The organism is Plantactinospora alkalitolerans (genome assembly GCF_015690345.1).
Classification (GTDB): domain Bacteria; phylum Actinomycetota; class Actinomycetes; order Mycobacteriales; family Micromonosporaceae; genus Plantactinospora; species Plantactinospora alkalitolerans.
The window spans coordinates 1-23,117 of the sequence record NZ_JADPUN010000113.1; the positions used below are offsets into that span (position 1 = coordinate 1).

Here is a 23,117-nt window from a genome sequence, read left to right on the forward strand (position 1 = left end):
CGACGGGCACTGCCGGCACGGCCCGGCGGGCGGACACGGCGCGGGGCGGCACAGGACCGTCGACGGCGTGGGTCGTCGGCTCGGAGGTGTAGGCCGGCCGCGTCGTCGGCTCGGCCGGCCGGTCGGACCAGATCTCGGGAACGTACTCGTCGTCGAAGGGCGGATCGAGGGGCGGTACGGGTAGCAGTCGCACGGCGGGGCGGACGGGCGACCGGCTGCGTGCGAGGGCCATGTCGAATCCTCCCGTGATCTTGCGTTTGCTTTCGTTTGCCTCCGACCGGGTAATTTGTAGCGGACTCACTGCCCGCCGTCAATGGCTTCCGTCGACCCGCCGATTCCGGCAGGCAGGTCGAAACCGTAGCGGTCCGGACCGACAACAACGCCGGACCGACCCAGGGCGGAGCCGACCCGACCCAGGGCGGAGCCGACGCGGCGGCAGCCGTACGCCAGGACCGCCGGGAAGCGCGGCGGCGCGGAAGGACTACTCGGGTAGCCGGTCCACCAGTGGGTTACCGGCGACCCAGTCGGCGGTCTCGGCGTACTTGCGGGTGATGTACTCCTCCAGCCGGGCCCGTTCGACCCGCCACTGGCCGCGTCCACCGATCTTGATCGCGGGCAGCTCTCCGCTGCGGACCATGTGGTAGACCTGCGAGTCCGAGACGTTCAGCTCGGCGGCGACGTCGGACAGCAGCAGGAACCTCGGCTCCACAGGCGAACTCCCCGGTCGGTAGACGGCGGTTGCCTTAGTTTGCCACCGACTGCGGAGTCGCCGCCTCCGCCGTCAGGTCCCGTCCGGCCATCGGGCTGGAGTACACCACGCTGGTCGTCACCGCGCCCAGCCCACTGATCCGGCCCGCGACCTGTTCGAGATGGCGCATGGACCGGGCGACGACCTTGAGCACGAAACAGTCCTCGCCGGTCACGTGGTGCGCCTCGACGATCTCCGGCGTGCTGTCGAGCAGCGCGTGGAAGGGCCGGTAGTTGCCGGTGGGATAGCGCAGGCGTACCAGGGCGAGGATGCCGAGGCCTACCCGCTCGGGGACGACCACCGCTCGGTAGCCGGAGATCACCCCCGCCTCCTCGAGTCGCCTGACCCGTTCCGCGACCGCGCTCGGTGACATCGCGACCAGTCGGGCGAGATCGGCGAAACTGGCCCGCCCGTTGCGCTGCAATTCCGCGAGGAGGCGCCAGTCGGTCACGTCGAGCACCGGCAGATCAGCGGTCATGGCAGCAAGATACCGTTGATCCAGCGGCAGATCGGCACCACGGCCGCGCTGCGTCCGTTCCTGGATCGGGCCTGTGACCGTACCGTTCGAGCATGACGACGACCACTCCGAACCCGGTCCTGGCCGCGCCGCCGGCCGCTCCCGACCAGGCCGCCGCCTGGTTCGCCGCCAAGCTGGCGGCGCAGACGGACGTCTCCGACGTGTACGCCGCGCTCGGCACCGACGAGCCGGGATTCGTCCTGGTGGACACCCGTGACCTCGCCTCCTGGCGGCAGGGCCGCATCCCCGGCGCGGTCCACCTGCCAACCGGGATGATCCCGCTCCGCGCCGCCCGGTTGCTCGACCGCGCCGTTCCGGTGGTGACCTACTGCTGGGGGCCGGGCTGCGACGGCGCGACGAAGGCGGCCCATGCGCTCGCCAGCCGGGGTTACCGGGTCAAGGAGATGATCGGCGGCATCGAGTACTGGATCCGGGAGGGATTTCCGGTGCAGGTCGCCGAAACCGGCACGGTGGCCGGGGCGGTCGATCCGCTGACCGCCCCGGTGCGACGTTGAGCCGACGGCGTGGTCGCGGGCCGTGGATCCGACCCGACACGGCCCGGGATCCGCTGCCGCCCGACGCGTGGCCGGTGTACTAGCGTCGCGGGTGTACCACAGGTACGGCGCCGGACATGATCAGGCGTTGGAGGCGGCGGACTCGCCGCGAGCGGGCGTCGAGCGGGGAGATCAGCGTGGCAGAACAGCTCGTCCGGGTGTACGTCCCGGCCACCGTGCCGATGCTCTCCGAGCTACGGCAGGAGGGGTGGATCCTCGCTCCGCACGGACACGCGGTAACTCCTGAACTGCGCGAGTGGTACGCCGAGGGGGACGAGGAGGAGTTGGAGTACGTCGCCTTCACCCGCGCCGCCCAGGAGGCCCTGCGGCTGCTCCACGCCGATCCCGGAGCCGCCCGGCGACGGGCGGTCGTCGCCGCGGACCTCCCGCCCGGGGCGGTACGGCGGGAGGATCCGGAACTCGGCTCCAGCACCGTACGGCTGACCGGCCGGATCCCGGTCGGTGCGGTCGCCGCGATCCACGTGGACGGCATCGACGCCGCCGACGACGTGACGGCGGCGGCTGCCGTGGTCGAGCAGGCGTTGGCCGGCGATCCGGACGCCCAGTTCACGGTGGACGGGGCCGAGGACCACGAACTGGAGTGGTACGGCCCGACGGAACTCGACGTCTTCACCGACCTCACGAAGTGACCGGCGGAGCCGGCCGGGTCAAGTCAACGGCCGGCGCCGGCCACCGGCTCGGGTCGGTCGGCTGGCTCGTGGTCCTCCCCGGCCTCCGTGCGGCCCGCGCCCTCGTGCCCGCCACCGGCCGCCGCAGTCGGGTCGCCGGCGTCCGGCGCCCGGACCTCGTCGGCCGGCTCTGTCGTCGTCGACTTCTCCGTTCGATCCTCGCCGGCTCCGGCTCCGGCTCCGACCTCGGCGTTGCCGTCGCCGTCGTCCGTAGGCCGGTCGTCCGGGTCGTTCAGCATCCCGTCGTGGTCGCGGTCCCGGAGTTCGGGTGCCTCACCGGTCGCCGGTCCCTCGGCCGAGCGGAGTGTCCGACCGAAGCCGATGGTGGCGACGAGGGCGCCGACGAAGAGCACCACCATCGCGTGGCTGAACCGGGACTTACCAAGTTCATCCTGTCCGCTCCGGTCGATCTCGCTTATCGCGCTGGCCATCCGGAGCATCTCCGCGCCCGCGGTCCGGGTGATGACCTCGGCGGTGAGCAGCAACAGACCCGCGCCCGCGCCCGCGATCATGTATCCGGGCCAGCGTAGCGGCGTGGCCGGGGTGATTCGCCTGGCGTGGCGTCGTCCGGCGATCCGCAGGTAGCCGAAGGCCAGCAGGCCGGCGGCGAGTCCGCCGGCCAACGAGCCGGTCCAGCGGAACAGGTCCATGGCGCTCTCGTACCGCTCGGGGTCGGTGGCGCTGGCGCCGTAGAAGGACAGCACCGGATTCTTGAAGTAGCTCAGTGCGAAGCCGACCGCGAAGACCGCCAGCATGGCGGCGACGACGGCACCCACCACCACGGTGCTGCGCAACCCGCCGGCGATTCCACCGACGGTTGCCGCCGCCGCGATGCTGCCGGCGATGATCATGATCGTCGACCCGTCGCCGTAACTGAGGCGCAACGCGAGCACCGAGAGCAGCCCGGTGGCGAGTCCGGCGGCCAGTGCCGCGGCGAACCGTGGGGTGGTGCGCCGGACACCGAACCGGGTCAGCAGGTTGGCCAGGGCGAGACTGACGGCGGCGCCGCTGACCAGGCTCGCCGAGATGACCCCCGGCAGGGCGTACGCGGCGGAGCTGATCGCCATCGAACTGACCCCGGAGGAGGAGATCTCCGCCTTGGCCGTCCAGAGCATCGCGGCCAGCCAGCCCAGGGCGAGCAGGGCCAGCGCGACGGCCCCGGGCGCCGGTAGGGGCAGCGGGACGGTGGTGGCCGGCGGCGACTCCAGGTCGACCGGCTGGTCCGGATCGGAGATCGCGGTTGTGCCGGACTCTTTCGTCATCATCTCCCCTTCAACAGGTGACCGGCCGCGTCGACGGGGCGGCGATGGGGGCTGCGGCCGGACCACAGCCGCCGGTCCCTCAGCGTACGCGGGCCGATCGGAGCGGTGGCGTGGTGCCGGTGCGGACCGGTCGGGACGAACCTCGGCCGCGGGCGACGCTGCCCGGGGGGGGTGCGGGCGGTCACGACGACGTACGGGCGACGGGGCGGAAGGGGACTGGCGAGCAGGGAAGCGGGGCCGACCATGAAAGGATCGGTGCAGGTCCCGCCCCCGTACCTCCGGTATCCCCGGGGGTCCGGGTCAGGGTGTCCGGCCGACCGGTCGGCACCGGTGGGTCCGATTTCGTCGACGTTGTCGAGATCGCCCAGGAGCATGCCATGGACGCCGTTCTCTCCGTACCCGAGCCGCACAACGAGCCGGTCCGCGACTATGCGCCCGGCAGCGCCGAGCGGGTCAGCCTGCAGCGCCGGCTCGGTGAGTTGGCCGCCGAGCGGCAGGAACTGCCGATGACGATCGGCGGTACGCAACGGATGGGCGCGGGTGCCGCGATCGACGTCGTGCAGCCGCACCGGCACCAGCACGTGCTGGGGGTCACCCACAACGCAACCAACGCGGATGCGCAGGCGGCGGTGACGGCCGCGAGGCAAGCCGCCCCGATGTGGCGTAATTTGTCCTTTGCGGACCGGGCTGCCGTCTTTCTTCGCGCCGCCGATCTGCTCGCCGGCCCCTGGCGGGACACGCTGAACGCGGCGACGATGCTCGGCCAGTCGAAGACGGCCATCCAGGCCGAGATCGACGCCGCGTGCGAGTTGATCGACTTTCTGCGGTTCAACGTCGCCTTCGCCCGCAAGCTGCTCGCCGAGCAGCCGATGTCGTCGAGCGGGGTGTGGAACCGGTTCGACCACCGGCCGCTGGAGGGGTTCGTCTACGCGGTCACGCCGTTCAACTTCACCGCGATCGCGGCCAACCTGCCGGCGGCGCCCGCCCTGGTCGGCAACACCGTGGTGTGGAAGCCAGCGCCGACCCAGCAGCTCGCGGCGCACTTCACCATGCGGCTCTTCGAGGCGGCCGGCCTGCCGCCCGGCGTGATCAACATGGTCACCGGGGACGGCATCGCGGTCTCCGAGGTCGCCCTGGCCGATCCCGACCTGGCCGGCATCCACTTCACCGGGTCGACCAAGGTGTTCCAGAAGCTCTGGCAGGGCGTCGGGGCGAACATCGCGAACTACCGGGGCTACCCCCGGCTGGTCGGCGAGACCGGGGGCAAGGACTTCGTCGTCGCGCACCCGAGCGCCGACGCCGACGCGCTGCACACCGCGTTGATCCGCGGGGCGTACGAGTACCAGGGGCAGAAGTGCTCGGCCGCGTCCCGGGCGTACGTGCCGCGCTCGCTCTGGTACGGCGGCCTGCGGGACCGGTTGGCGGCCACCGCCGGCGAGCTGGCGTACGGCGACGTCACCGACTTCGCCAACTTCGGCGGCGCGGTGATCGACGCCAAGGCGTTCGCCCGGCACACCGCCGCACTGGACATGATCTCCACCGATCCGTCCTGCCGGATCGTCGCCGGTGGCACCGCCGACGACTCGGTGGGCTGGTTCGTCCGGCCCACCCTGTTCGAGTGCGAGGATCCCGGGCACGACTCGTTCACCACCGAGTACTTCGGGCCGATCCTCGGCGTGCACGTCTACGACGACGCCCGGTTCGAGGAGGTGGTGCGGCAGGCCGAGTCGGTCGCGCCGTACGCACTCACCGGCTCGATCTTCGCCACCGATCGCCGGGTGGTCGACTGGGCCACCGAGGCGCTCCGGTACGCGGCCGGCAACTTCTACATCAACGACAAGCCGACCGGTGCGGTGGTCGGGCAGCAGCCGTTCGGCGGTGCCCGGGCGAGCGGCACGAACGACAAGGCCGGTTCGTGGCACAACCTGGCCCGGTGGATGTCGCCGCGCACGTTGAAGGAGACCTTCGCGCCGCCGACCGACCACCGCTACCCGCACATGGGCTGACCGGAGCGCCCGTCCGCGTCCTGCCGGCCGGTCCGGGTCCGCCACGACCCCGGACCGGCCGACTGGTCCCCGGTTCGTGCCAGGCACCGCCGCCCCCGCCTACCATCCGATCTGATCGGCTTAGCGTCACTCCCAGACAGCGGAAGGTGATCGTCCGTCGGCCGCGAGGCGCGCCGGACGGCGACCGGCCAGGGGGAGGAACGCGATGGATCGGGTGTTGGGCGGGCGCTACCGGCTCGTGCGGGAGGTCGCGTACGGAGCGACCGGGATCGTCTGGCGCGGGGTCGACCTGTACGACGGACGGCCGGTGGCGGTCAAGATGCTGCGGCCCGAGGCTGCCCTCCGGCCGGACCTGGTGGCGGGTTTCGAGGCCGAGACGGATGTCGTCGCCAGCCTTGATCATCCGGCTCTGGTCCGGCACCGGGACGTGGTCGGGCAGGGTCGGGAGCGTGCCCTGGTGATGGAGTTGGTCGAGGGCGAGGATCTGCGCCGTCGGCTGCGGCGTACCGGGCCGGTGCCGCCGGCGATCGCGGCCGAGGTGGCGGTGCAGCTCGCCGGGGCGCTGGCGTACCTGCACCGGCGGGGCGTGGTGCACGGCGACGTGAAGCCGGGCAACATCCTCGTGCCGGCGGACGGCGGACTGGTGCGGCTGGTCGACTTCGGAGCGGCCCGGCGGATCGGGGCCGACTCCGGCTGGCCGAGCACCCAGGCGACCCCGGAGTACGTCGCGCCGGAGGTGATCGTGGGCGGCCCGGTCACTCCGGCCAGCGACGTCTACGCGCTCGGCATCGTGCTGTTCGAACTCGTCTCCGGGCGCAGTCCGTACCGGGGTGGGCTGCCGGACCAGGTGCTCGACCGGCACCGCAACTGTCGGCCGGTGCCGCCGCCGGGCCTTCCGCCGGTCGTCTGGCAGTTCGTCGAGGACTGCCTGGTGACCGATCCGGCCCGGCGGCCCGGCGCGGAGCGGGCGGCCGCCCGGCTGCGCGGGATGGAGCCCGCCCTGGACGGCATCACCGCGCTGCCCAGGCCGGCCGCCGACCAGGTCACCTGGTGGCCCCGGCGGGCCGGCGCGGTCACCGGGACCGCCCGGGTCGGCCGTGCGGGATCGGGGCCGACCCGGGCGGCGCCGGTTCCGCCTCCGCGGGCGTTCTCCGACCGGATCGCCGGGGCAGCGGATGCGCCGCCCAGCGTGGCCCCGGCCCACTGCTTCCGGCAATTCGTCACATACCCCGCGAAAGTTTACTAATCTCCCCAATTGGCACATGCCGCGATGTCGGCCGCGCCGGGTCGGTCGGCCGCACCGGGACCGGCATGATCCTCGAAGCGCCGAGCCGCAGGTTGCCGCCCGGACGACCGGACCGTCGGGCCCCGAGGGCCACCCGGGCCGCATCCATTGATCGTCCTCATCCGACTGTCGGGCAAAGACAGTGCACAGTGGAGAGGTTGATGGCACGGATAGTGCCAAAACCTGGACGCGGCGCCGGCAAAGTGGCAGCGTGGAGGGCATGGCGGATACTGGTATCAACCCCACCGCGGCAGCCCTGCTCGGGCTGCTCCACGAAGGACCGATGACCGGCGGCCAGTTGATGGCCGCCGCCGAACGACGTCTGGCGCCGTACTGGTCGATGACCCGTAGTCAGGTGTACCGGGAGTTGCCGGCGCTGGCCGACCAGGGACTGGTCCGGCTCGGCAAGCCCGGCCCCCGGTCGAGCCAGCCGTACGCGATCACCGCGTCGGGAAAACGGACGTTCTCGCGCTGGCTCACCGAGATGCCCGGCCGGGACACGGTGCGGAACCCCACCGCGCTCCGCGTCGCCTTCGGCCCGCAGCACTCGGCCAACCAGATGCGCACGCTGGTCAGCAGCGCGAACGAGTACCACACCGAGGCGCTCGCGTCGGCCCGGGAACAGGCCCGGGACGCGAAGAAGGCAGGTGACTCGTACGGCGCAGCCGCCCTGGAGTTCGCGGTCGCGTACCACAAGGCGGCGCTCTCCTGGCTGAAGAGCGCCCCGGTCGGCTGACCTGGCCTCCGGCCGGGTGGTCGAGGCCGGCTCGGCCTCCGGCGGACGCGCCGGCCCGGTTCGTCGCCGGCGGCGACCAGGTCCCCCGGTCGCCCAGTACTCTTGACTGTCGTGACCGCTGCCGAGTACTCCGACCAACTTAAGGATCTTGACGCTACGCTGCGCAACATCGAGGCCGTCCTCGACGTTGACCGCCTGCGCCAGGCCAAGGCAGAACTTGAGGAGGCGGCCTCCGCGCCGGACCTGTGGGACGACCAGGGCCGCGCTCAGGAGGTGACCTCCAAGCTGTCGTACGTCAACGGCGAGATCGGCAAGTTGGAAAGCCTGCGGAGCCGGCTCGACGACGCCCGGGTGCTGCTCGAACTCGCCGAGGCGGAGGCCGACTCGGGCGTGCTGACCGAGGTCGAAACCGAGATCGGCGGGCTCACCAAGGCGATCCAGGAGATGGAGGTCCGTACCCTGCTGTCCGGGGAGTACGACTCCCGGGAGGCGCTGGTCGCGATCCGGGCCGGGGCGGGCGGGGTGGACGCGGCCGACTTCGCGGAGATGTTGCTGCGGATGTACCTGCGCTGGGCCGAGCGGCACGGCTATCCGACCGAGGTCTACGAGACGTCGTACGCGGAGGAGGCGGGCCTGAAGTCGGCGACCTTCGCCGTAAAGGTCCCGTACGCCTACGGCACGCTCAGCGTCGAGGCCGGCACGCACCGGCTCGTCCGGATCAGCCCGTTCGACAACCAGGGGCGCCGGCAGACCAGCTTCGCCGGGGTCGAGGTGCTGCCGGTTACCGAGCAGACGGACCATATCGACATTCCGGAAAACGATCTCCGGTTCGACGTCTACCGTTCGTCGGGCCCGGGCGGGCAGAGCGTCAACACCACCGACTCGGCGGTCCGGATCACCCACATTCCGACCGGGATCGTGGTCACCTGCCAGAACGAGAAGTCCCAACTCCAGAACAAGGCGTCGGCGCTGCGCGTGCTCCAGGCCCGGCTGCTCGAGCGCAAGCGTCAGGAGGAGCAGGCCAAACTGGACGGCCTGAAGACCGACGCCGCCGGTTCGTGGGGCGACCAGATGCGCTCGTACGTCCTGCACCCGTATCAGATGGTGAAGGATCTGCGTACCGAGCAGGAGACGGGCAACCCGTCCTCGGTGTTTGACGGCGATCTGGACGGATTTATCGAGGCCGGCATCCGCTGGCGCAAGCAGCGGCAGCTCGCCGGTGACGCGGCGTGAACACGGCTCGCGTCGACATGGCTGCGCTGAGTAGATGACGGCGATCATTTTCGGTTGCGGGGCGTGAGCAAAGCTCAACGCTGCGCAGGTTCGCCACAAATGTCGGTCGGACAGGCCGGGCTCCGCTCTTGGCCTTTTCGTTACGACGCGTAGACTCACCACCCGTGATTGAGCTTGAGCAAGTGACGAAGACGTACCCGAAGGCGTCCCGACCGTCGCTCGACAGCGTGTCGGTCTCGATCGAGAAGGGTGAGTTCGTCTTCTTCATCGGTCCCTCCGGTTCCGGCAAGTCGACAATCATCAAGCTGCTGCTGCACGAGGTGACCCCCAACAAGGGCCGGGTGGTCGTCAACCAGAAGGACGTCACCTCGATGCGCTCCTGGAAGATCCCGAACTTCCGGCGCTCGATCGGCTGCGTCTTCCAGGACTTCCGGCTGCTGCCCAACCGCACCGCCTACGAGAACGTGGCCTTCGCGCTCGAGGTCATCGGCAAGACCAAGGCGGTCGCCCGCCGGGTCGTGCCCGAGGTGCTGGAGTTGGTCGGGCTCGGCGGCAAGGAGCACCGGTACCCGCACGAACTCTCCGGTGGTGAGCAGCAGCGCGTCGCGGTGGCCCGCGCGTTCGTGAACCGGCCACTGATCCTGCTGGCCGACGAGCCCACCGGAAACCTCGACCCGGACACCTCGATCGAGATCATGCGGCTGCTGGACCGGATCAACCGCACCGGTACCACGGTCGTGATGGTCACCCATGACTCCAACATCGTCAACCAGATGCGCCGGCGTGTCATCGAGATCGAGAGTGGTCGCATCGTGCGTGACCAGGCCCGCGGCGTCTACGGCTGACCGGCTCTGCCGGGCTCGCCCGGATCGACCCCCCCGATCCGAGCCGGCACCCGGCCCTGAATCGACGATGAACGACTCCAGCGGAGATCCGGAAGGAACCCCCCGATGCGCTTGAAATACGTCCTGTCCGAGGTGATGGTCGGGCTGTGGCGCAACGTGACCATGACCATCGCGATGATCATCACGATGGCGGTCTCACTGACCATGCTCGGCGCGAGCGGCCTGATGTACCTCCAGGTCGACGCCATGAAAGACGCGTACTACAAGGACATCGAGGTGTCGATCTTCCTCGATGCCGGTGTGACCCCCGAACAGGTTAACCAGCTCCAGTCGGACCTGGAGGCGAACCCGTTGGTCCGGGAGGCCCAGCACGAGACCAAGGAGCAGGCGTACGAGCGGTTCCAGAAGCTGTTCGCGGACTCGCCCGACCTCGTCAAGGCGGTGCAGGCGGACAAGCTTCCGGAGTCGTTCCGGGTCAAGTTGGTCAACCCGGAGCAGTACCAGCAGATCTTCGACACCTACAAGGACCGGGAGGGCATCGACGACATCATCGACCAGCGTCGCCTCCTGGAGCAGATCTTCAGCATCCTCGGTGCGATCCAGAACATGGCCCTGGCGTCGGCCACGGTGATGGCGATCGCCGCGTTGCTGCTGGTCGCGAACACGATTCAGGTGGCGGCCTACAGCAAGCGCCGTGAGGTCGCGGTGATGAAACTGGTCGGCGCGTCGAACTGGTTCATCCAGGCCCCGTTCGTGCTGGAGGCCGTGGTGGCCGGCCTGCTCGGCGCGATCATCGGCTTCGGGGCGCTCGTCCTGGGCAAGATCTTCCTGCTCGACGGGTCGCTGCGGGACCTCACCGACCTGCTCACCCCGGTCGAGTGGAGCACCGTATTCCTGATGTTCCCGTTCATGGCCGGAGTCGGTGGGCTGGTCAGCGCGGGTACCGCCTGGGTGACGCTCCGGTTCTACCTGAGGGTCTAGTTCCGTAGGTTCCATCGGCTGTCGGACCGTTCGCAGGGCCCCTGCTCCGCGCAAAAAGCGCGAGCCAGGGGCCCTGTGTCGCGAGGTAGCATTGCGCGGTTGTTCACGGAACGAGAGGGGTGGCGCCGATGCCACGGGAGAAGGGGCGCAAGGTCGTCGCCTCCAACCGCAAGGCGCGGCACGACTACGCCATCCTCGACACGTACGAGGCGGGCATGGCCCTGACCGGTACGGAGGTCAAGTCGCTGCGCGCCGGCCACGCGTCTCTGGTCGACGCGTTCGCCCAGGAGCGGGACGGCGAGCTCTACCTGCACAACATGCACATTCCGGAGTACACCCAGGGGACCTGGACCAACCACGAACCCCGGCGTACCCGGAAGCTGCTGCTCAACCGGCAGGAGATCAGCCGGTTGACCGGGAAGCTGCGGGAGAGCGGCCTCACCATGGTGCCGCTGTCGGTCTACTTCTCGGACGGCTGGGCCAAGGTCGAGATCGGACTGGCGAAGGGCAAGAAGTCGTACGACAAGCGCCAGGATCTGGCCAAGCGGGACGCCGAGCGGGAGATCATGCGTACGGCGGGGCGGCGCGGCAAGGGTATGGAGTGATCGTCCGGGTACCCAGGGTGTCGATATCGCCGACCACGGCACCTGTGATGTACGTTACCCACGAGTTGTCCGGTTCGACCGGATGGCGAGCCGGTATCTGGAATGAAGTCGACGGCGCCAAGCGTTAGGCTTGGAGTGCCGCCGAAAGGGCGGTAGCAGCTCCGCCGGTCCGGTAGCGGTCCGGTGGATCACAGGGGGGTGACTGGTTTCGACTTCGTACGTTGCGGCAGGGGAAGCGAGCCGAGGAAGCCGACGTCGTCTCGAGAATCGGTCGTCGGAAAACTATAAGCGCCAAGCACAATCGCGCTGACTTCGCTCTCGCCGCCTGAGGCGAGTAGCAAGTCTGTCGGCCTGGGACTGCCTTCGACCCAGATAGCCGGCATCAGCTAGGAGGCTGGCCAACCGAACCCGGTCGCGGGGTTCGCGCGGCGAGATTAATCAGCGGCTGGGCCCGTCACACCGACTCGCTCGCGTGATCGGAGGGGCCGAGTAGAGGCATAGCGAGCTGCGCTCGGAGAAGCCCTGGTAAGGCGACGAAGGACCCGGGTTCGATTCCCGGCACCTCCACGAATCGCTGGCTGCGCCCCGGTCCACAGGACCGGGGCGCAGCCGTTTTTGGCGCCTCCCGTTGCGTCGGGCCGGCCGGGCATCCGTTGCTGCTGTGACGAACGGGACAGACGGGGTCAACGGGACAGATGAGCCGGCCCGGAAGGGTGGACAGCCCGCCGCGAACGGCCGCACCATCGGGCTTACAGCGCGACAGGTGCCGTACCGCGGGAGGTGGCATGTCGACCAACCCGATACCGATCCCGATCCCAATCCCGCACCAGCTCGAGGTGGCATCACTACGGGCGGCCAGACGCCGCCGAGCCGCACTGCTCGGTGAGATCCACCTCCTGGAACAGGCACTCGCCGCGCCGGCCCGGGACCCGTGGTGGCGGAACCGGGTCGGCGACCGCCTTGGCGGCCTGCGAGGCGCGTTCACCGAGCACATGGTGGTGACCGAAGGGCCGGAGGGGCTCTACGCGGAGCTGCTTGACCACGCACCCCGACTGACTCGCGGCGTACACGCGCTGATCCGGGAACACGCCGCGGTGGAGGCCACCATGGCCGCACTGCAACGCCGGGTGGACCTGCCCGAGATCGCCGTCTCCGAACTGCGCGACTGGACCACCGATCTGCTCCGGGAACTGTCCCGGCACCGGCAGCGCGGCGCGGACCTGGTCTACGAGGCGTACCAGACGGACATCGGCGGCGAGACCTGACCGGAGGTTCCCCGCGTCGGTCGGTCGGTGGCTGACGGCGCCCGGGTCAGGGCAGCTCGATCGGCAGCTTGATGCCGTCGAGGCTGTGCGGGCACGGACACGCGCGTTCGGCGGACAGCCGGACGACCGCGTCGAGCAGGACCTCCCGCAGCCGGGAGGTGTTCTCGCCGAAGACCCGGAAGACCTCCTCCTGGGTCACCCCGTGCCCGCCCTCGACCCCGGCGTCGAGGTCGGTGACGAGCGCGACGGCGGTGTAGCAGAGTGCCAGTTCGCGGGCGAGCACCGCCTCGGGGTGCCCGGTCATGTTGATCACCGAGCCGCCGATCGAGGAGAACCATCGGGACTCGGCCCGGGTGGAGAACCTCGACCCCTCCACCACCACCATCGTGCCGCCGTCGTGCGCGTCGATTCCGTGCCCGGCCGTCGCGGCCAGCACCGTACGCCGGCCGACCGGGCAGTACGGATCCGCGAACGAGACGTGCACGGCACCCCGGTCGTAGTAGGTCTGGGCCCGGCCGCTGGTCCGGTCGATGAGCTGGTCGGGAACCACGAAGGCGCCGGGGCCGAGCTCCGGCCGCAGGCCGCCGACGGCGCACGGGGCGAGGATCTGGCGTACCCCGATCGCGCGCAACGCCCACAGGTTCGCCCGGTACGGAATCAGATGCGGCGGGTGACGGTGGTCGCGTCCGTGCCGGGGCAGGAAGGCGACCGACCGGCCGCCGACCCGCGCGACGGTGATCGGGTCGGAGGGTGGCCCGTACGGCGTCTCGACCCGGTGCTCGGTGGCGCCCTCCAGCAAGGCGTACAGACCGGATCCGCCGATCACAGCGACTTCTGCCTGCGGATGCATGCTCTGCCTTTCTCCTGGAACGGGCCGGGCTGTCGGGAAAGCACTCTGTGGACTAGCCCAACAGACCTTAACCAGCGCCAGTTCCGCAAGCTATGGTGCGTGGCATGGCGTTTACTGCGCGCAGGATCACCATCGATTCTGCGAATCCGGCCGGGCCGGTGAAGGTCCGAGTCGTGGTAACCGACTGTCCGTCGCGACGGCGATCCGGGGAGCGGTCCGTGGTCCTCGGGCCGGCCGAGTAGCGGTGGCTGGCGTGTTCGGCGAGGGGCAGGCGATCGGGGGACGGTCAATGGAGTCGATGACCGGGCAGCTTCTGGTCGCGACCCCCGCGCTGAAAGACCCGAACTTCGACCGGACGGTGGTCCTGCTGGTTGCCCACGAGGCGGGTGGGGCGCTCGGGGTGGTGCTCAATCGCGCCACCGAGGTGCCGGTCTCCGAGGTGCTTGGCGCCTGGGGCGGACTGGCCCGGGACCCGGCCGTGCTCTTCGAGGGCGGACCGGTGCAGCCCGAGTCGGCGATCTGCCTGGCCCGGATGCGTACCCCGACTCAGCGGGTGAAGGGCATCCACCAGGTCTCCGGATCGGTCGGCACGGTGGATCTCTCGGTCGACCCCGACCGCCTGCGGGACGCGGTGACCGGGATCCGGGTCTTCGCCGGCTACTCGGGTTGGTCACCGGGACAGGTGGAGGAGGAGGTCGCCCGGGGGTCGTGGTTCGTCCTGGACGCGTTGCCCGGGGACGCGTTCATGGAGCGGCCGGACGACCTGTGGCCGATGGTGCTGCGCCGGCAGGGCGGGATCATGTCCGCGGTCGCGCACTTCCCGCCGGACCCCCTTCTGAACTGAGACCGGCGGCACGGACGCCCCTCGGATGACCGGGACCGGCGGGCTGTGTACTATTGCCCGGTGCCCGAGAGATCGGGGACAGACAAGGGGCCGTGGCGCAGCTGGTAGCGCACCACACTGGCAGTGTGGGGGTCAGGGGTTCGAGTCCCCTCGGCTCCACCCTTGCGTGAGACATGGCGGTAGCCCTGGTCGGGAGCGTTCCCGAGGAACCAGGGCTACCACTGTCTTAGGGCGTTGAATCCCCGTTCGTGCCAGATCTGTGCCAGATCAGGCGGCGACCGTGCTTCTCGCCTCCTCGATCAGAGCGTCCAGCGCCGCCGCGATGGTGTGATCGCGGTCACGAGTCGCGTGCTGGTAGATCATCGCGGCTCGGGTGCTTGAGTGGCCGATCCGGGCCATCAACTCCTTGAGCGTCGCTCCGCTCTGCGCTGACCATGTGCTGCCCGTGTGCCGGAGGTCGTGTAGGTGCAGGCCAGTGTCCGGCGGAATACCGGCGTCCTTGAGTGCCTTGTGCCAGATCCGGTTGAAGTTCCTCCGTCGCGGAATCCCGCCCTGCGGTCCGAGGAACAACCGACCACGTGCGCCGGGCTGTGCGTAGTTCTTCAAGTGCGATTCGATGTCGGCCCGTAGGCCATTCGGCAGGCTGATCGGTCGCTTACCTGCTTCCGACTTCGGGTCATCATCGATCTGCGTACCGTCTTCCATCTCGGCTGTCGCTCGGCGCACCCGAAGCTCCATGGCGTCGAGGTCGATGTTCCGGCGTTGTAGCGCGACCAGTTCCCCGAACCGAAGCTGCGCGAAGGCTGCGAGTAGCACCATGAGGCGGTAGCGGGGCTGGATTGCCTCAGCGATCGCGAAAACCTGCTGAAGCGTGGCGGTGGGTCGCTCATCCGCCTTGTCGTGTCCGGCGCCCTTGATACGACACGGGTTGCGCCGGATCAGGTCATCGTCAACGGCCGTCGTAAAAATGGCGTGCAGAATCCGGTAGGTCTTGGCGACGGTCGACTTACCCACGCCGTCGTCCAGGCGGGCCGTCCGCCAGCTACGGATGCGCGGGGCGGTGATCTCGTTCAGGGGTCGGGTGCCGAGGTACGGCGTTACGTGGAGGCGTAGGTGCCGCTCGTACTCCTCTCGTGTCCGTGCCTTCAGGTCGCGATCCTTCACCCAGCCTTCGGCGTACTCGGTCAGGGTGACTCTTCCCGCGTCAGGATCGAGCCATTCCCCCCGAAGTAGCTCAGCTTCCGTCTCTACCAACCACTGTTCGGCGGCGCGCTTCGTGTCGAACGATGCCGGTGCCTTTCGTGGCAGGCCGTCCGGGCCGGTGTACCGTGCTTGGAACTTGCCCGATGGAAGCTTCCGCACACTGCCGAACCGGCGCTTCCGTCCCTTCGCGTTCCCGCCCACTTATGCCGCCCTCCTGTAGCTGCTCGGTCGGCGAATCGGGGCCACGGTGCATGAATCGATGTAGGCGTTCAATGCGCTTTCAGCGATCCGTACGTGTCGACCAAAGCGCTTGAACTCGATCCGACGCTCCTCGATCAGGCGGCGCGGGAACCGTTCCGACGTACCGAGTCGTTCGGCAACCTGAGGAATCGACAGGTACTTCTCAGCCATGTTCGGCGTCGCCTTCCGTCTCGGGTCGGGTCGGACAGTGGACTGCGTCGGTAGGGGCGTAGAAACGCTCTGAGTCAGCCCATGGACTCTTTCCGGGTAGTGCTGGTCTGGCGTAGATGGTCGGTCACGCGTCGCGGCAGAGCGGCGCTCGGCGGCGGTCTGAAACGCCCGTGGAGGCAAGATCTGCGATACGTCGATGTTCATGGATGGGCCGATCGCTCTCAGAGCTTCTGAGGAGATCGGTTCGGCGGCTGGTCGGGCGGTCATGCGCGGCGCCCGGTGACGCGTGGCCGAGGGGTATCCGTCCCATCCGTACCAAGCTCGTTTTGACTGCTCAGGGTTGGTACGGATTGGTTCACTGGTACGGATTGATGCGTACCAGGGGCACTGACGCGTCGGCTTCTCGGTACGCTTTGATCCGTACCAGGCGGGGAATCCGTACCAGGGATGGCCTGGGGAAACGAGGTTGGTACGGATGGGACGGATACCCCGGCGGAGGGTGTCTCGCGTTGGTCGACGGGCGGTGCCGGGCAGTACCGGTTCCACGCGTCGGTGAAGGCGTCACGGGTGTATCCCTTGGCCTGCCCAACCGGGAACCGGAGCGTGGTCGACGTGATGCCGAAGTCGCGGAGCAGGTCGCCGAGTCGCTTTCCGGTCAGCCCCGACGGACCGCTGTCCGACCAGGGCGCCTCCTGGTCGCCGTTGAGCACGGTCAGCAGTTCGTTGGTAGCGGCGGCCGGCGGTTCGCCGAGCATCGTGAACGCGGTCCGGATGTCGGTCAGCAGCCGGATGCGGTTGGAGACGTTTCCGGCGTCGTCGGATTCCGCGGTGAGGGTGGTGACCGCGAGGCGGGCACGCTGCGGCCACCTGCTCCCGGCCAGATCGGCGACAGCCACGAGGGGTTCCCAGGTGTCGGCGGCCCGGTCTTCGACCGGCATGCTCGGCTCTGCCGCTTCCAGGTCGGCCAGGTGAGCGCCGAGCCATTCGGTCAGCCGCTCGGCGAGTCGACGCAGCGCGGGACTGTCGCGACGGTGCCGGTACGGCGCAACCGTCTCGCCCGGTGCCCGGCGGCGCATCCGGACGACTACGGCGCGGTCTTCGATTGTGTCCGGCATGGCGCCGATACCGGCGAGCGCGGCCATCGCGAACGTCGGGATCTTCTCCAGGCTGTGGGTGTTGTTGTCCCACCGGATCGCGGGCCGGTTGCGCTGGTGTCCGGCGTTGAGCAGTCCGCGTAGGTCTTCGTTGGCTTCGGCGTTCTTCCCGCCAAAGATGGTGTCCGCCTCGTCGACCAGGAGGGTCGGCGGGTGGTCGGTGCCGATGGCGCGGTAGACGGCGGCCGGACTGGCGTTGACGGTGATCAGCGGGTTGTGACAGGTGCCTTCCACCACGTCGAGAAGTCGGGACTTGCCGCACCGCTTCTCCGGTGCCCGGATCACGAGGCGGGGCGCGTGCGCCCAGGCGGTCTGTGCATGGCTGGCCGCGATCCACAACACGACCGCGTCAACGGCTTCGGCGGACGGGAGGATGACGTACCGGGTGAGGCAGGCGTGTAGGTCGTCGAGGATCGCCGCGCCGTCGATACGGCGGCCGGTCGGGATCGTGTTCTGGTTCATGCTGCGACTCCCTCAGCTTGGAATCCGCCACGGATGGCGGCGCGGATGTCCCGGTCGGTCTGCTCGGCCCGCCGTCCGGCGTCGGTGAGCGCGGTGACGGCGTCGGCCTGGTCGATGGCGTGGGCGGCGACCATCCGGGCGACGCCTCGGGCCGCGCCGTACAACGTGGTCCGGCGAGCGCCTTCCGGGGCGCTGGTGACCGCGTGTAGGTGTGCGGCGAGGAGTCGGTCGGGATGGGAGATGCCTTCCGCCGTGCGGGTGCTGATCGGGCCGGTCGGCGAGGGCGGTGGGGGTGCCGGCGGCGCCGGTTCGCATGCCTCGACCAGCGCGGGAGGCATCTCCTCCACCTGCCGACCCGGTACCCATCGGTACGGGCGGCCGGTGCGCGGGTGGACCGACGGTGGAAGAACGACGTATCCGCCGTCGGCCTTGACGTCGATGCCGGGACCGAGCCCGACACCGGGCTTGCCCTGACTGCATCGCACCGGCCGTCTGGGGTGGCGGTAGTACAGGTGCCGTCCTGCCGAGCCGGTGACGACATGCGCGGTGGGCGGTAGCAGGCCGGATCGGATCAGGGTGGTCATGGTGTCGTCGCCACCGTGGCGGGGGTCGATGTCGATCACGACCAGGCCGGATGTGGCGCCGGTCCGCAGCGCGAGTTGTCCGCCGGGGACAGCGGCGACGATGCTGGCGACGCGTAGCGGGTCGGTGGTTGCGGCGTAGAAGCCGTGACAGGTCAGGCAGTCACAGGCGGCCGGGTCGTGGGTGTCGTCCGCGTCCGCGCACGGCCGGCAGTTCGCTATCGGGCGCTTGGACCGGGCGAGCATGAACACTGGCCAGCCCTGCGCGGCGTACCGCAGCGCCGGGTCAAGCAGTTCGGACACGGTTTCTCCCTTCGGCGGGTCGGGTTGGCAGGTCGGGTGTTGGTCGGTGCCGGCGGCCGGGTCGACCGGCCAGCCGCAGCCGGCGCCGCACATCGGCCAGCCACGGGCTGCGCGGACGGCGGCGGCCGGGTTCGCAGATCGGTCGGGGATGGTCATCGGGCGGTCCGCCGTCCGGGTCGGGGGTAGCCGATCGCGGCGGCTTGGGTGACCAGGTTTCGGGCGCTGGTCAGGATCGCGGCCAGTTGCCGGCGGGCGGCTGGCTCCGTCGGGGCCAGCGCTACCCGTAGCCGCAGCTCGGCGTGTTCGGTGCCGCTGTCGGTACGGACGCGGACCAGCACGGCTCGGCCGTAGCCCGGCAGGTGCACGATGATCTCTTCGGAACGGTGCTCGGCGAGGTTGCACCGGTGGTCTTGAGCGCACCAGCCGGTGTGTCCGGTGTGGTGGGTCATCGGGTTCCCTTGTCGTGCAGGTTGCGCAGGTAGTTGAGGACTAGGCGGCCGGGGCGTAGCGGGTAGCCGTCCCCGTCGCAGCGGGAGCAGAGCCGGAAGGCACGGCCGAACGGTGCGCGGCACTTGCCGGTGCCGTGACAGCGTCGGCAGGCGACGAACGGGAAGATCCAGCACGTGGCGAGGTAGCCGAGAGTGACAGCGAGCAGGGCGAGTAGGAGGAGAGCGGCGGCGGCTGCGTCGTGGGGGAGTGCGGGGGTAGCGGTAGCGGCGAGGGGTGCCACGGAAAGCCTCCTGAGGCCGGTTTTTGGGTGCACGAGGCTGCTGGCGCTACCCGCTACCGGTGTGGGTAGCGGCTGGCCAGGGCGGTAGCGGGGTGGGTAGCGGCGGCGCTACCTGGTAGCAGCGCCGCCGCTACCGATCAGGCGCTCTTGCGTCGGGTGATCGCGTCGTTCAGGTCCTTGAGCCGGGCGCCCCGGTTGACCGTTCCGCGAACCTTGACGCTCACGCTCGGTACGTGCTCGCGGAGCAGCGCCGAAGCGGCATCGCCGGTCAGGTCGGCGTAGTGCTCGGGCATCTGCTCGGCCATCCGCGCGGCGATCGTCGTCCAGTGCAGGCCGGGTTCCCCCGGGTGGAACACGGCACGTACGTCGGCGAGCACGTCGCGGACCTCTCGGGCCACGCTCTCCCCGGCGGCGTCGCCGGTCAGGGTTCCGGCCCGTTCCCGGTGCTTGCGGGCAGCGGTGAGGATCTTCTCCGCGTCGGTGTGGTCGGCGAGATAGGTCCGGACAGTGGCGGTGTCGTCCGAGGCGCCGTAGAGGATGCCCACGCCTCGGTAGGGGACACCGTTGGGCAGGGTGGAGGCGTCGAACCCTTCGGCGTAGGCGTCCCCGCCGAGGATCGCCTCCGAGACGACCCGGTTTCCGCACTTGAGCGCGAACCGGACGCCGTGGTTGTCGCGGTAACGGTTGAACAGCCGCGCCACGTCCCCGGCACCGACACCAGACGGCTTCTGGCTGGACGACAAGATGATCACGCCAGCCGACGGGCCGACAGCCATGATGAACGACAACAGGCCGGCAATCTCCTTGTTCACGTCCTGGTCGTCAGTCTCGAAGTAGGTCTGAAACTCCTCCATGACCAGCAGCCACACCCGAAGCTGCGGATACTTCCGGGACAACTCGCGGGTGATTTTCCCTTCCGGGCACTCCGAGGTCGGCAGCTTGGCCAGGAAGTCGTTGACCTGCTCGATGTGCCGCTTGATCTCGCGGAGCATGTCGAGCAGGTGCGGGATCGGGTCGTTGTCGCGGCTGTTGGGCACCGCGCCGCAGACGTACCGGTGCGCGACCAGGCGGAACTTGTCCCAGTCGGCCGACATCTTGCCGTCCGCGACCAGTAGCGTCACGTACGGGTCGAGGGCGGCGTACAGCGCCAGCAGGCGAGTGGCGAACGTCTTGCCCTTGCGTGGCTGCGCACCGATCAGGACCGAGATCCACATCAGGGCGAGGCTGACCTTGCGGCCCCGCTCGTCCAGTCCGAACGGCGCTTCGGTCCAGATGTCCCGCACCTTGCCGTCCAGCAGCGGCGTCTTGCCCGCCGCAACGGCGAGCGGGTCGCGGTCGGCGACGAACAGCAGGTGCCGCCGATGGGAGGACGGGTCACGGGTCACGAACACCTGATTGACCGACACGTCCATGCCGGCGGCGATCGCGGGCTTGGCCTTGAGGACGTCTTCCCACGTCTTGCCGTTGAACGGCAGATCGATCAACACCTGTGAGCCGGTACCCGACGCGTCGCGTGCCATGGTCGAACCGAAGGTGATCTGCTGGTTCGGCCGGTCCGGATGCCCCAGGCCGGCGGCGTAGTAGGCACGAAGGATGATGTCCGGGTTCACCCGCCGGAACCGACCGGCGACGGTGGCAGGGCTGATGATCCGGCGGTCGGCCGGGCGCCCGATGTGGGCGAGGTAGGACACGCCGACTACGGCGGCGGCCGTCTTCGCCCACCACGGGGCGAGGGGCCACAGCACCGGCCCACCGATCCCGAGCGCGGCCAGCTCGGCGGCGAGCACGGTGCCGCGCCACGCCCGGGTTGCCTTGACCTCCCGGTGCAGCTTCAACCACAGGTGCGCGTCTTTCGCGTCGGCAGCCGCCTGGCGTAGCCCGTACTGCTCGGACAACCACCACCAACGGAGCTGACGTCCGAGCAACCGGAACAGACCAACGCTGGACCAGAACCCGGCCTGCACGGCGTACCAGGGCGAGCGCAACGCGTGGTAGCCGACGCGGTAGGCGGTAAGCCCGGCGGCGTAGCGAACCGACGCGCGCAGGTTCGCCCACCCCCGCAGGCTGGTCGGCACGATCGGCCTGCGTCCGTCCGACCCGGACGGCGGTACGTCGACCAGGGCGCCGCCTGGCTGCGGTGCCTCGTCGAGCGCTACATCGAAGTGCGTGCCGGCAGCGTCGGCCGACCGGTTCAGGTCGGCTTCGGCAGCCTCCCAGTCGAAGCGTTCCTCAGGATTGCTTGCCATGATGAGGGTTCCTCCATCAGGGGTTCTGTGGATCTCGGATCGGAGGGGACCGGCGGCGCGGCGCGGTTTGCGAGGCCGATGGGCCGCGCCGCCGGGCGAAATCAGGGCTGGTCGTTCGTGTGGAGCAGGTGAGCCAGCGCGGCGCCCATGCCGAGCACGGCGACGGGGAGGCAGGCGACAACCGTCGTGATCCACGCCGGAGCGGAAGTCATCCCAGCGGCGGTCATCTGGTGGTAGGCGATCTGCCCGAGCGCACCGAGCATCAGTGAGCCGATGCCGGAAACCCGGGCGAACCTGCGGGCCCGGACCGGTACGGCGTCGCCGGAGAGCCATGCCCGCAGGGCGTACGCCGCGTAAGCCTCGACACCGATGGGCAGGGTGATCGCGGTGTTGATGCTCAGCGAGTCCCAGATGCCCGGCAGGGGGTGGACCACGCCGAATCCGGTGAGTCCACCGAGCCCGACCCACCCGGACCAGATGGCCACGAACGCGGGAGCGGCCAACAGCAGCAGCACCCACGACCGCACCGCCGGGCGCGGCTTGCGCACCGGTTCGGGGGTGACGTTGGCGCCCGGGTCTGCGGGCGGGATGGGCAGCGGCGACGACTCCGGCGCTGTGCCCTCGGTGACGGGCTTCTCGGCCGGCGGGGCGACGTCCGGCGTCGTCGCCGAACCCGGGTCCGTTCCGGTCTCCGGCTGGGTCTGCGAGGTCTCGCCGCTGGCGTCACTCGTCGCCGGAGGTGCGGTGGGGTGGGGCTGCCGGAGGGCGGACAGGATGGCGCGCGCTTTGGGGCTGCCTACCTTGAACTCCTTCATGAGCCGGTTCCGAGAGGGAAGTTCACCGGTCTGCTCGGCGAGGTCCCGCGCGGCGGGCACCAGGGCTTCCACGGATCGGGGGTAGGCGCTGTTCAGGGTCGGGGTGGTCATTACACGTCCTCTCGGGTCAGACCGGCGGCGCCGGTCGCGGGGGTGGTGGTGTAGATCAGCCGGTACAGAGCCATTTGCAGGCCAAGCAGGTCGGGGCCCTGGCCGTCGTACTTGTCGCCGGTCATTGCGGGGTAGCCGTGCGCGGCCAGCACGTCGGCAACGTCCATCACCAGGCCGAATGTGAATCGGGAGTCTTCGGCAGGAGCCGGGACCGGGACCGGGTAGCGACGCGTCATTGGGGCCACCACCTACGCCGCAAGCCGGGTCGGCGTGACCGGGCTGCCGAGCATCGCGGCCCTCCGCATCACCCGCTGTTCCGCGCGCCGGATCCGGCGCTGGTCCAAGGGCGACGGACCGCCGTCGGTGTACAGCGCCCTGATCTCCGCGTCCAGCAAGGACAGTTCGGCGTCGATCAGCGGCCATTCCGCCTCGATCGCGTCCAGGGCTGCGGCGGTGGGCTCGTCCGTGTGCCTGTCCATCGTTCACCTCTCATGTAGACATGACCTACCTTAGATAGAACATGTCTACTCATGGTCTGTCAAGTGTTGCCCCATCGACGTCCGGGGTGCTCGGCTTGGCTGTTGAACCAAGCAAACCCCTCGATCGCAGGCAGCGACAGGGTGCTTTGGGTGCGTTGGGGGGTGCGTCAGAGGCGTGCGATGGGGTGCGTCTGGGGTGCGC

General features: G+C 69.6%; 25 protein-coding genes, 1 tRNA gene, 1 other RNA gene and 1 pseudogene. 13 read left to right on the forward strand and 15 right to left on the reverse strand.

Features of this window, described 5'->3' with window-relative positions:
* The 3 genes and pseudogenes from I0C86_RS09945 to I0C86_RS09955 form a co-directional block, all read right to left on the reverse strand.
* A pseudogene (locus I0C86_RS09945) lies at positions 1 to 232 on the reverse strand (hypothetical protein); the annotation flags it as partial.
* A 249-nt stretch (positions 233 to 481) separates the two neighbouring features.
* The gene (locus I0C86_RS09950; protein ID WP_196200930.1) at positions 482 to 709 is read right to left on the reverse strand and encodes a helix-turn-helix domain-containing protein; all 228 of its coding nucleotides are present in this window, start codon (positions 707 to 709) and stop codon (positions 482 to 484) included.
* Positions 710 to 743: 34 nt separating this feature from the next.
* On the reverse strand, positions 744 to 1,226 hold the full coding sequence (locus I0C86_RS09955; protein WP_196200931.1) for an Lrp/AsnC family transcriptional regulator: 483 nt from the start codon (positions 1,224 to 1,226) through the stop codon (positions 744 to 746).
* Positions 1,227 to 1,318: 92 nt separating this feature from the next.
* Here I0C86_RS09955 and I0C86_RS09960 point away from each other — a divergent pair, with 92 nt between their 5' ends.
* Together I0C86_RS09960 and I0C86_RS09965 are read left to right on the forward strand one after the other, a co-directional pair.
* The gene (locus I0C86_RS09960) at positions 1,319 to 1,780 is read left to right on the forward strand and encodes a rhodanese-like domain-containing protein (RefSeq protein ID WP_196200932.1); all 462 of its coding nucleotides are present in this window, start codon (positions 1,319 to 1,321) and stop codon (positions 1,778 to 1,780) included.
* A 176-nt stretch (positions 1,781 to 1,956) separates the two neighbouring features.
* A complete protein-coding gene (locus I0C86_RS09965) occupies positions 1,957 to 2,469 on the forward strand; it encodes a DUF6912 family protein (RefSeq protein WP_196200933.1) in 513 nt (170 codons plus the stop codon).
* Positions 2,470 to 2,492: 23 nt separating this feature from the next.
* On the opposite strand, the gene I0C86_RS09970 is transcribed toward I0C86_RS09965, so the two are convergent.
* Positions 2,493 to 3,773 (reverse strand): hypothetical protein, encoded by a 1,281-nt coding sequence (locus tag I0C86_RS09970; RefSeq protein WP_230393898.1) that lies wholly within the window; start codon positions 3,771 to 3,773, stop codon positions 2,493 to 2,495.
* A 374-nt stretch (positions 3,774 to 4,147) separates the two neighbouring features.
* Here I0C86_RS09970 and pruA point away from each other — a divergent pair, with 374 nt between their 5' ends.
* The 9 genes from pruA (at position 4,148) to I0C86_RS10015 (ending at position 12,726) form a co-directional block, all read left to right on the forward strand.
* A complete protein-coding gene (pruA, locus tag I0C86_RS09975) occupies positions 4,148 to 5,776 on the forward strand; it encodes an L-glutamate gamma-semialdehyde dehydrogenase (RefSeq protein ID WP_196200934.1) in 1,629 nt (542 codons plus the stop codon).
* A gap of 205 nt (positions 5,777 to 5,981) precedes the next feature.
* Positions 5,982 to 7,022: a serine/threonine-protein kinase gene (locus tag I0C86_RS09980; RefSeq protein ID WP_196200935.1), complete on the forward strand. Its 1,041-nt coding sequence runs from the start codon at positions 5,982 to 5,984 to the stop codon at positions 7,020 to 7,022.
* A 259-nt stretch (positions 7,023 to 7,281) separates the two neighbouring features.
* The gene (locus I0C86_RS09985; protein WP_196200936.1) at positions 7,282 to 7,797 is read left to right on the forward strand and encodes a PadR family transcriptional regulator; all 516 of its coding nucleotides are present in this window, start codon (positions 7,282 to 7,284) and stop codon (positions 7,795 to 7,797) included.
* 111 nt (positions 7,798 to 7,908) lie between these two features.
* Positions 7,909 to 9,030, forward strand: coding sequence for a peptide chain release factor 2 (gene prfB / locus I0C86_RS09990; protein WP_196200937.1), 1,122 nt, complete (start codon positions 7,909 to 7,911; stop codon positions 9,028 to 9,030).
* 164 nt (positions 9,031 to 9,194) lie between these two features.
* Positions 9,195 to 9,875 (forward strand): cell division ATP-binding protein FtsE, encoded by a 681-nt coding sequence (ftsE, locus tag I0C86_RS09995; RefSeq protein ID WP_196200938.1) that lies wholly within the window; start codon positions 9,195 to 9,197, stop codon positions 9,873 to 9,875.
* A 105-nt stretch (positions 9,876 to 9,980) separates the two neighbouring features.
* The gene (ftsX, locus tag I0C86_RS10000; RefSeq protein WP_196200939.1) at positions 9,981 to 10,856 is read left to right on the forward strand and encodes a permease-like cell division protein FtsX; all 876 of its coding nucleotides are present in this window, start codon (positions 9,981 to 9,983) and stop codon (positions 10,854 to 10,856) included.
* Between the two features lie 128 nt (positions 10,857 to 10,984).
* Positions 10,985 to 11,461, forward strand: a complete 477-nt coding sequence (gene smpB / locus I0C86_RS10005) for an SsrA-binding protein SmpB (protein WP_196200940.1) — start codon at positions 10,985 to 10,987, stop codon at positions 11,459 to 11,461.
* A gap of 194 nt (positions 11,462 to 11,655) precedes the next feature.
* Positions 11,656 to 12,031: a transfer-messenger RNA gene (ssrA, locus tag I0C86_RS10010) on the forward strand.
* 215 nt (positions 12,032 to 12,246) lie between these two features.
* The gene (locus tag I0C86_RS10015) at positions 12,247 to 12,726 is read left to right on the forward strand and encodes a hypothetical protein (RefSeq protein ID WP_230393901.1); all 480 of its coding nucleotides are present in this window, start codon (positions 12,247 to 12,249) and stop codon (positions 12,724 to 12,726) included.
* A gap of 46 nt (positions 12,727 to 12,772) precedes the next feature.
* On the opposite strand, the gene I0C86_RS10020 is transcribed toward I0C86_RS10015, so the two are convergent.
* Positions 12,773 to 13,576: an S-methyl-5'-thioadenosine phosphorylase gene (locus tag I0C86_RS10020; protein WP_196200941.1), complete on the reverse strand. Its 804-nt coding sequence runs from the start codon at positions 13,574 to 13,576 to the stop codon at positions 12,773 to 12,775.
* 289 nt (positions 13,577 to 13,865) lie between these two features.
* Here I0C86_RS10020 and I0C86_RS10025 point away from each other — a divergent pair, with 289 nt between their 5' ends.
* A complete protein-coding gene (locus I0C86_RS10025; protein ID WP_196200953.1) occupies positions 13,866 to 14,420 on the forward strand; it encodes a YqgE/AlgH family protein in 555 nt (184 codons plus the stop codon).
* A gap of 86 nt (positions 14,421 to 14,506) precedes the next feature.
* Positions 14,507 to 14,579, forward strand: a tRNA-Ala gene (locus I0C86_RS10030).
* 108 nt (positions 14,580 to 14,687) lie between these two features.
* On the opposite strand, the gene I0C86_RS10035 is transcribed toward I0C86_RS10030, so the two are convergent.
* The 10 genes from I0C86_RS10035 to I0C86_RS10080 all read right to left on the reverse strand — a co-directional run bounded on the left by I0C86_RS10035 (position 14,688) and on the right by I0C86_RS10080 (position 22,915).
* Positions 14,688 to 15,824 carry a tyrosine-type recombinase/integrase gene (locus tag I0C86_RS10035; protein ID WP_196200942.1) on the reverse strand — a complete coding sequence of 379 codons (1,137 nt, stop codon included), beginning with the start codon at positions 15,822 to 15,824 and terminating at the stop codon, positions 14,688 to 14,690.
* Positions 15,825 to 16,301, reverse strand: a complete 477-nt coding sequence (locus I0C86_RS44965) for an excisionase family DNA-binding protein (RefSeq protein WP_323373564.1) — start codon at positions 16,299 to 16,301, stop codon at positions 15,825 to 15,827.
* The gene (locus tag I0C86_RS10045; RefSeq protein ID WP_196200944.1) at positions 16,298 to 17,650 is read right to left on the reverse strand and encodes a DUF3631 domain-containing protein; all 1,353 of its coding nucleotides are present in this window, start codon (positions 17,648 to 17,650) and stop codon (positions 16,298 to 16,300) included. Before I0C86_RS10045 ends, I0C86_RS44965 begins: the two co-directional genes overlap by 4 nt.
* Positions 17,647 to 18,534, reverse strand: a complete 888-nt coding sequence (locus tag I0C86_RS10050) for a bifunctional DNA primase/polymerase (protein ID WP_196200945.1) — start codon at positions 18,532 to 18,534, stop codon at positions 17,647 to 17,649. The genes I0C86_RS10045 and I0C86_RS10050 overlap by 4 nt, the downstream gene beginning before the upstream one ends.
* A gap of 152 nt (positions 18,535 to 18,686) precedes the next feature.
* Entirely contained in the window at positions 18,687 to 18,983 is a 297-nt protein-coding gene (locus I0C86_RS10055; protein WP_196200946.1) for a hypothetical protein, read from the reverse strand.
* Complete coding sequence (locus I0C86_RS10060) at positions 18,980 to 19,264, reverse strand: hypothetical protein (protein WP_196200947.1); 285 nt, start codon at positions 19,262 to 19,264, stop codon at positions 18,980 to 18,982. The genes I0C86_RS10055 and I0C86_RS10060 overlap by 4 nt, the downstream gene beginning before the upstream one ends.
* A 137-nt stretch (positions 19,265 to 19,401) precedes the next feature.
* Entirely contained in the window at positions 19,402 to 21,510 is a 2,109-nt protein-coding gene (locus I0C86_RS10065) for a serine/threonine-protein kinase (RefSeq protein ID WP_196200948.1), read from the reverse strand.
* A 101-nt stretch (positions 21,511 to 21,611) separates the two neighbouring features.
* The gene (locus I0C86_RS10070) at positions 21,612 to 22,436 is read right to left on the reverse strand and encodes an ABC transporter permease (RefSeq protein ID WP_196200949.1); all 825 of its coding nucleotides are present in this window, start codon (positions 22,434 to 22,436) and stop codon (positions 21,612 to 21,614) included.
* Positions 22,436 to 22,606: a hypothetical protein gene (locus tag I0C86_RS10075; RefSeq protein ID WP_230393902.1), complete on the reverse strand. Its 171-nt coding sequence runs from the start codon at positions 22,604 to 22,606 to the stop codon at positions 22,436 to 22,438. Before I0C86_RS10075 ends, I0C86_RS10070 begins: the two co-directional genes overlap by 1 nt.
* 78 nt (positions 22,607 to 22,684) lie before the next feature.
* Positions 22,685 to 22,915 (reverse strand): DUF6284 family protein, encoded by a 231-nt coding sequence (locus I0C86_RS10080; protein WP_196200951.1) that lies wholly within the window; start codon positions 22,913 to 22,915, stop codon positions 22,685 to 22,687.
* Positions 22,916 to 23,117 lie beyond the last annotated feature (202 nt).

Bases quoted from the DNA above. Each gene is read 5' to 3' on its own strand.
- I0C86_RS09955 (WP_196200931.1), bottom strand. From the start codon at position 1,226: ATGACCGCTGATCTGCCGGTGCTCGACGTGACCGACTGGCGCCTCCTC.
- I0C86_RS09960 (WP_196200932.1), top strand. From the start codon at position 1,319: ATGACGACGACCACTCCGAACCCGGTCCTGGCCGCGCCGCCGGCCGCT.
- I0C86_RS09970 (WP_230393898.1), bottom strand. From the start codon at position 3,773: ATGATGACGAAAGAGTCCGGCACAACCGCGATCTCCGATCCGGACCAG.
- pruA (WP_196200934.1), top strand. From the start codon at position 4,148: ATGGACGCCGTTCTCTCCGTACCCGAGCCGCACAACGAGCCGGTCCGC.
- I0C86_RS09980 (WP_196200935.1), top strand. From the start codon at position 5,982: ATGGATCGGGTGTTGGGCGGGCGCTACCGGCTCGTGCGGGAGGTCGCG.
- I0C86_RS09985 (WP_196200936.1), top strand. From the start codon at position 7,282: ATGGCGGATACTGGTATCAACCCCACCGCGGCAGCCCTGCTCGGGCTG.
- ftsX (WP_196200939.1), top strand. From the start codon at position 9,981: ATGCGCTTGAAATACGTCCTGTCCGAGGTGATGGTCGGGCTGTGGCGC.
- smpB (WP_196200940.1), top strand. From the start codon at position 10,985: ATGCCACGGGAGAAGGGGCGCAAGGTCGTCGCCTCCAACCGCAAGGCG.
- I0C86_RS10015 (WP_230393901.1), top strand. From the start codon at position 12,247: ATGTCGACCAACCCGATACCGATCCCGATCCCAATCCCGCACCAGCTC.
- I0C86_RS10020 (WP_196200941.1), bottom strand. From the start codon at position 13,576: ATGCATCCGCAGGCAGAAGTCGCTGTGATCGGCGGATCCGGTCTGTAC.
- I0C86_RS10025 (WP_196200953.1), top strand. From the start codon at position 13,866: ATGGAGTCGATGACCGGGCAGCTTCTGGTCGCGACCCCCGCGCTGAAA.
- I0C86_RS44965 (WP_323373564.1), bottom strand. From the start codon at position 16,301: ATGACCGCCCGACCAGCCGCCGAACCGATCTCCTCAGAAGCTCTGAGA.
- I0C86_RS10045 (WP_196200944.1), bottom strand. From the start codon at position 17,650: ATGAACCAGAACACGATCCCGACCGGCCGCCGTATCGACGGCGCGGCG.
- I0C86_RS10055 (WP_196200946.1), bottom strand. From the start codon at position 18,983: ATGACCCACCACACCGGACACACCGGCTGGTGCGCTCAAGACCACCGG.
- I0C86_RS10065 (WP_196200948.1), bottom strand. From the start codon at position 21,510: ATGGCAAGCAATCCTGAGGAACGCTTCGACTGGGAGGCTGCCGAAGCC.
- I0C86_RS10070 (WP_196200949.1), bottom strand. From the start codon at position 22,436: ATGACCACCCCGACCCTGAACAGCGCCTACCCCCGATCCGTGGAAGCC.
- I0C86_RS10080 (WP_196200951.1), bottom strand. From the start codon at position 22,915: ATGGACAGGCACACGGACGAGCCCACCGCCGCAGCCCTGGACGCGATC.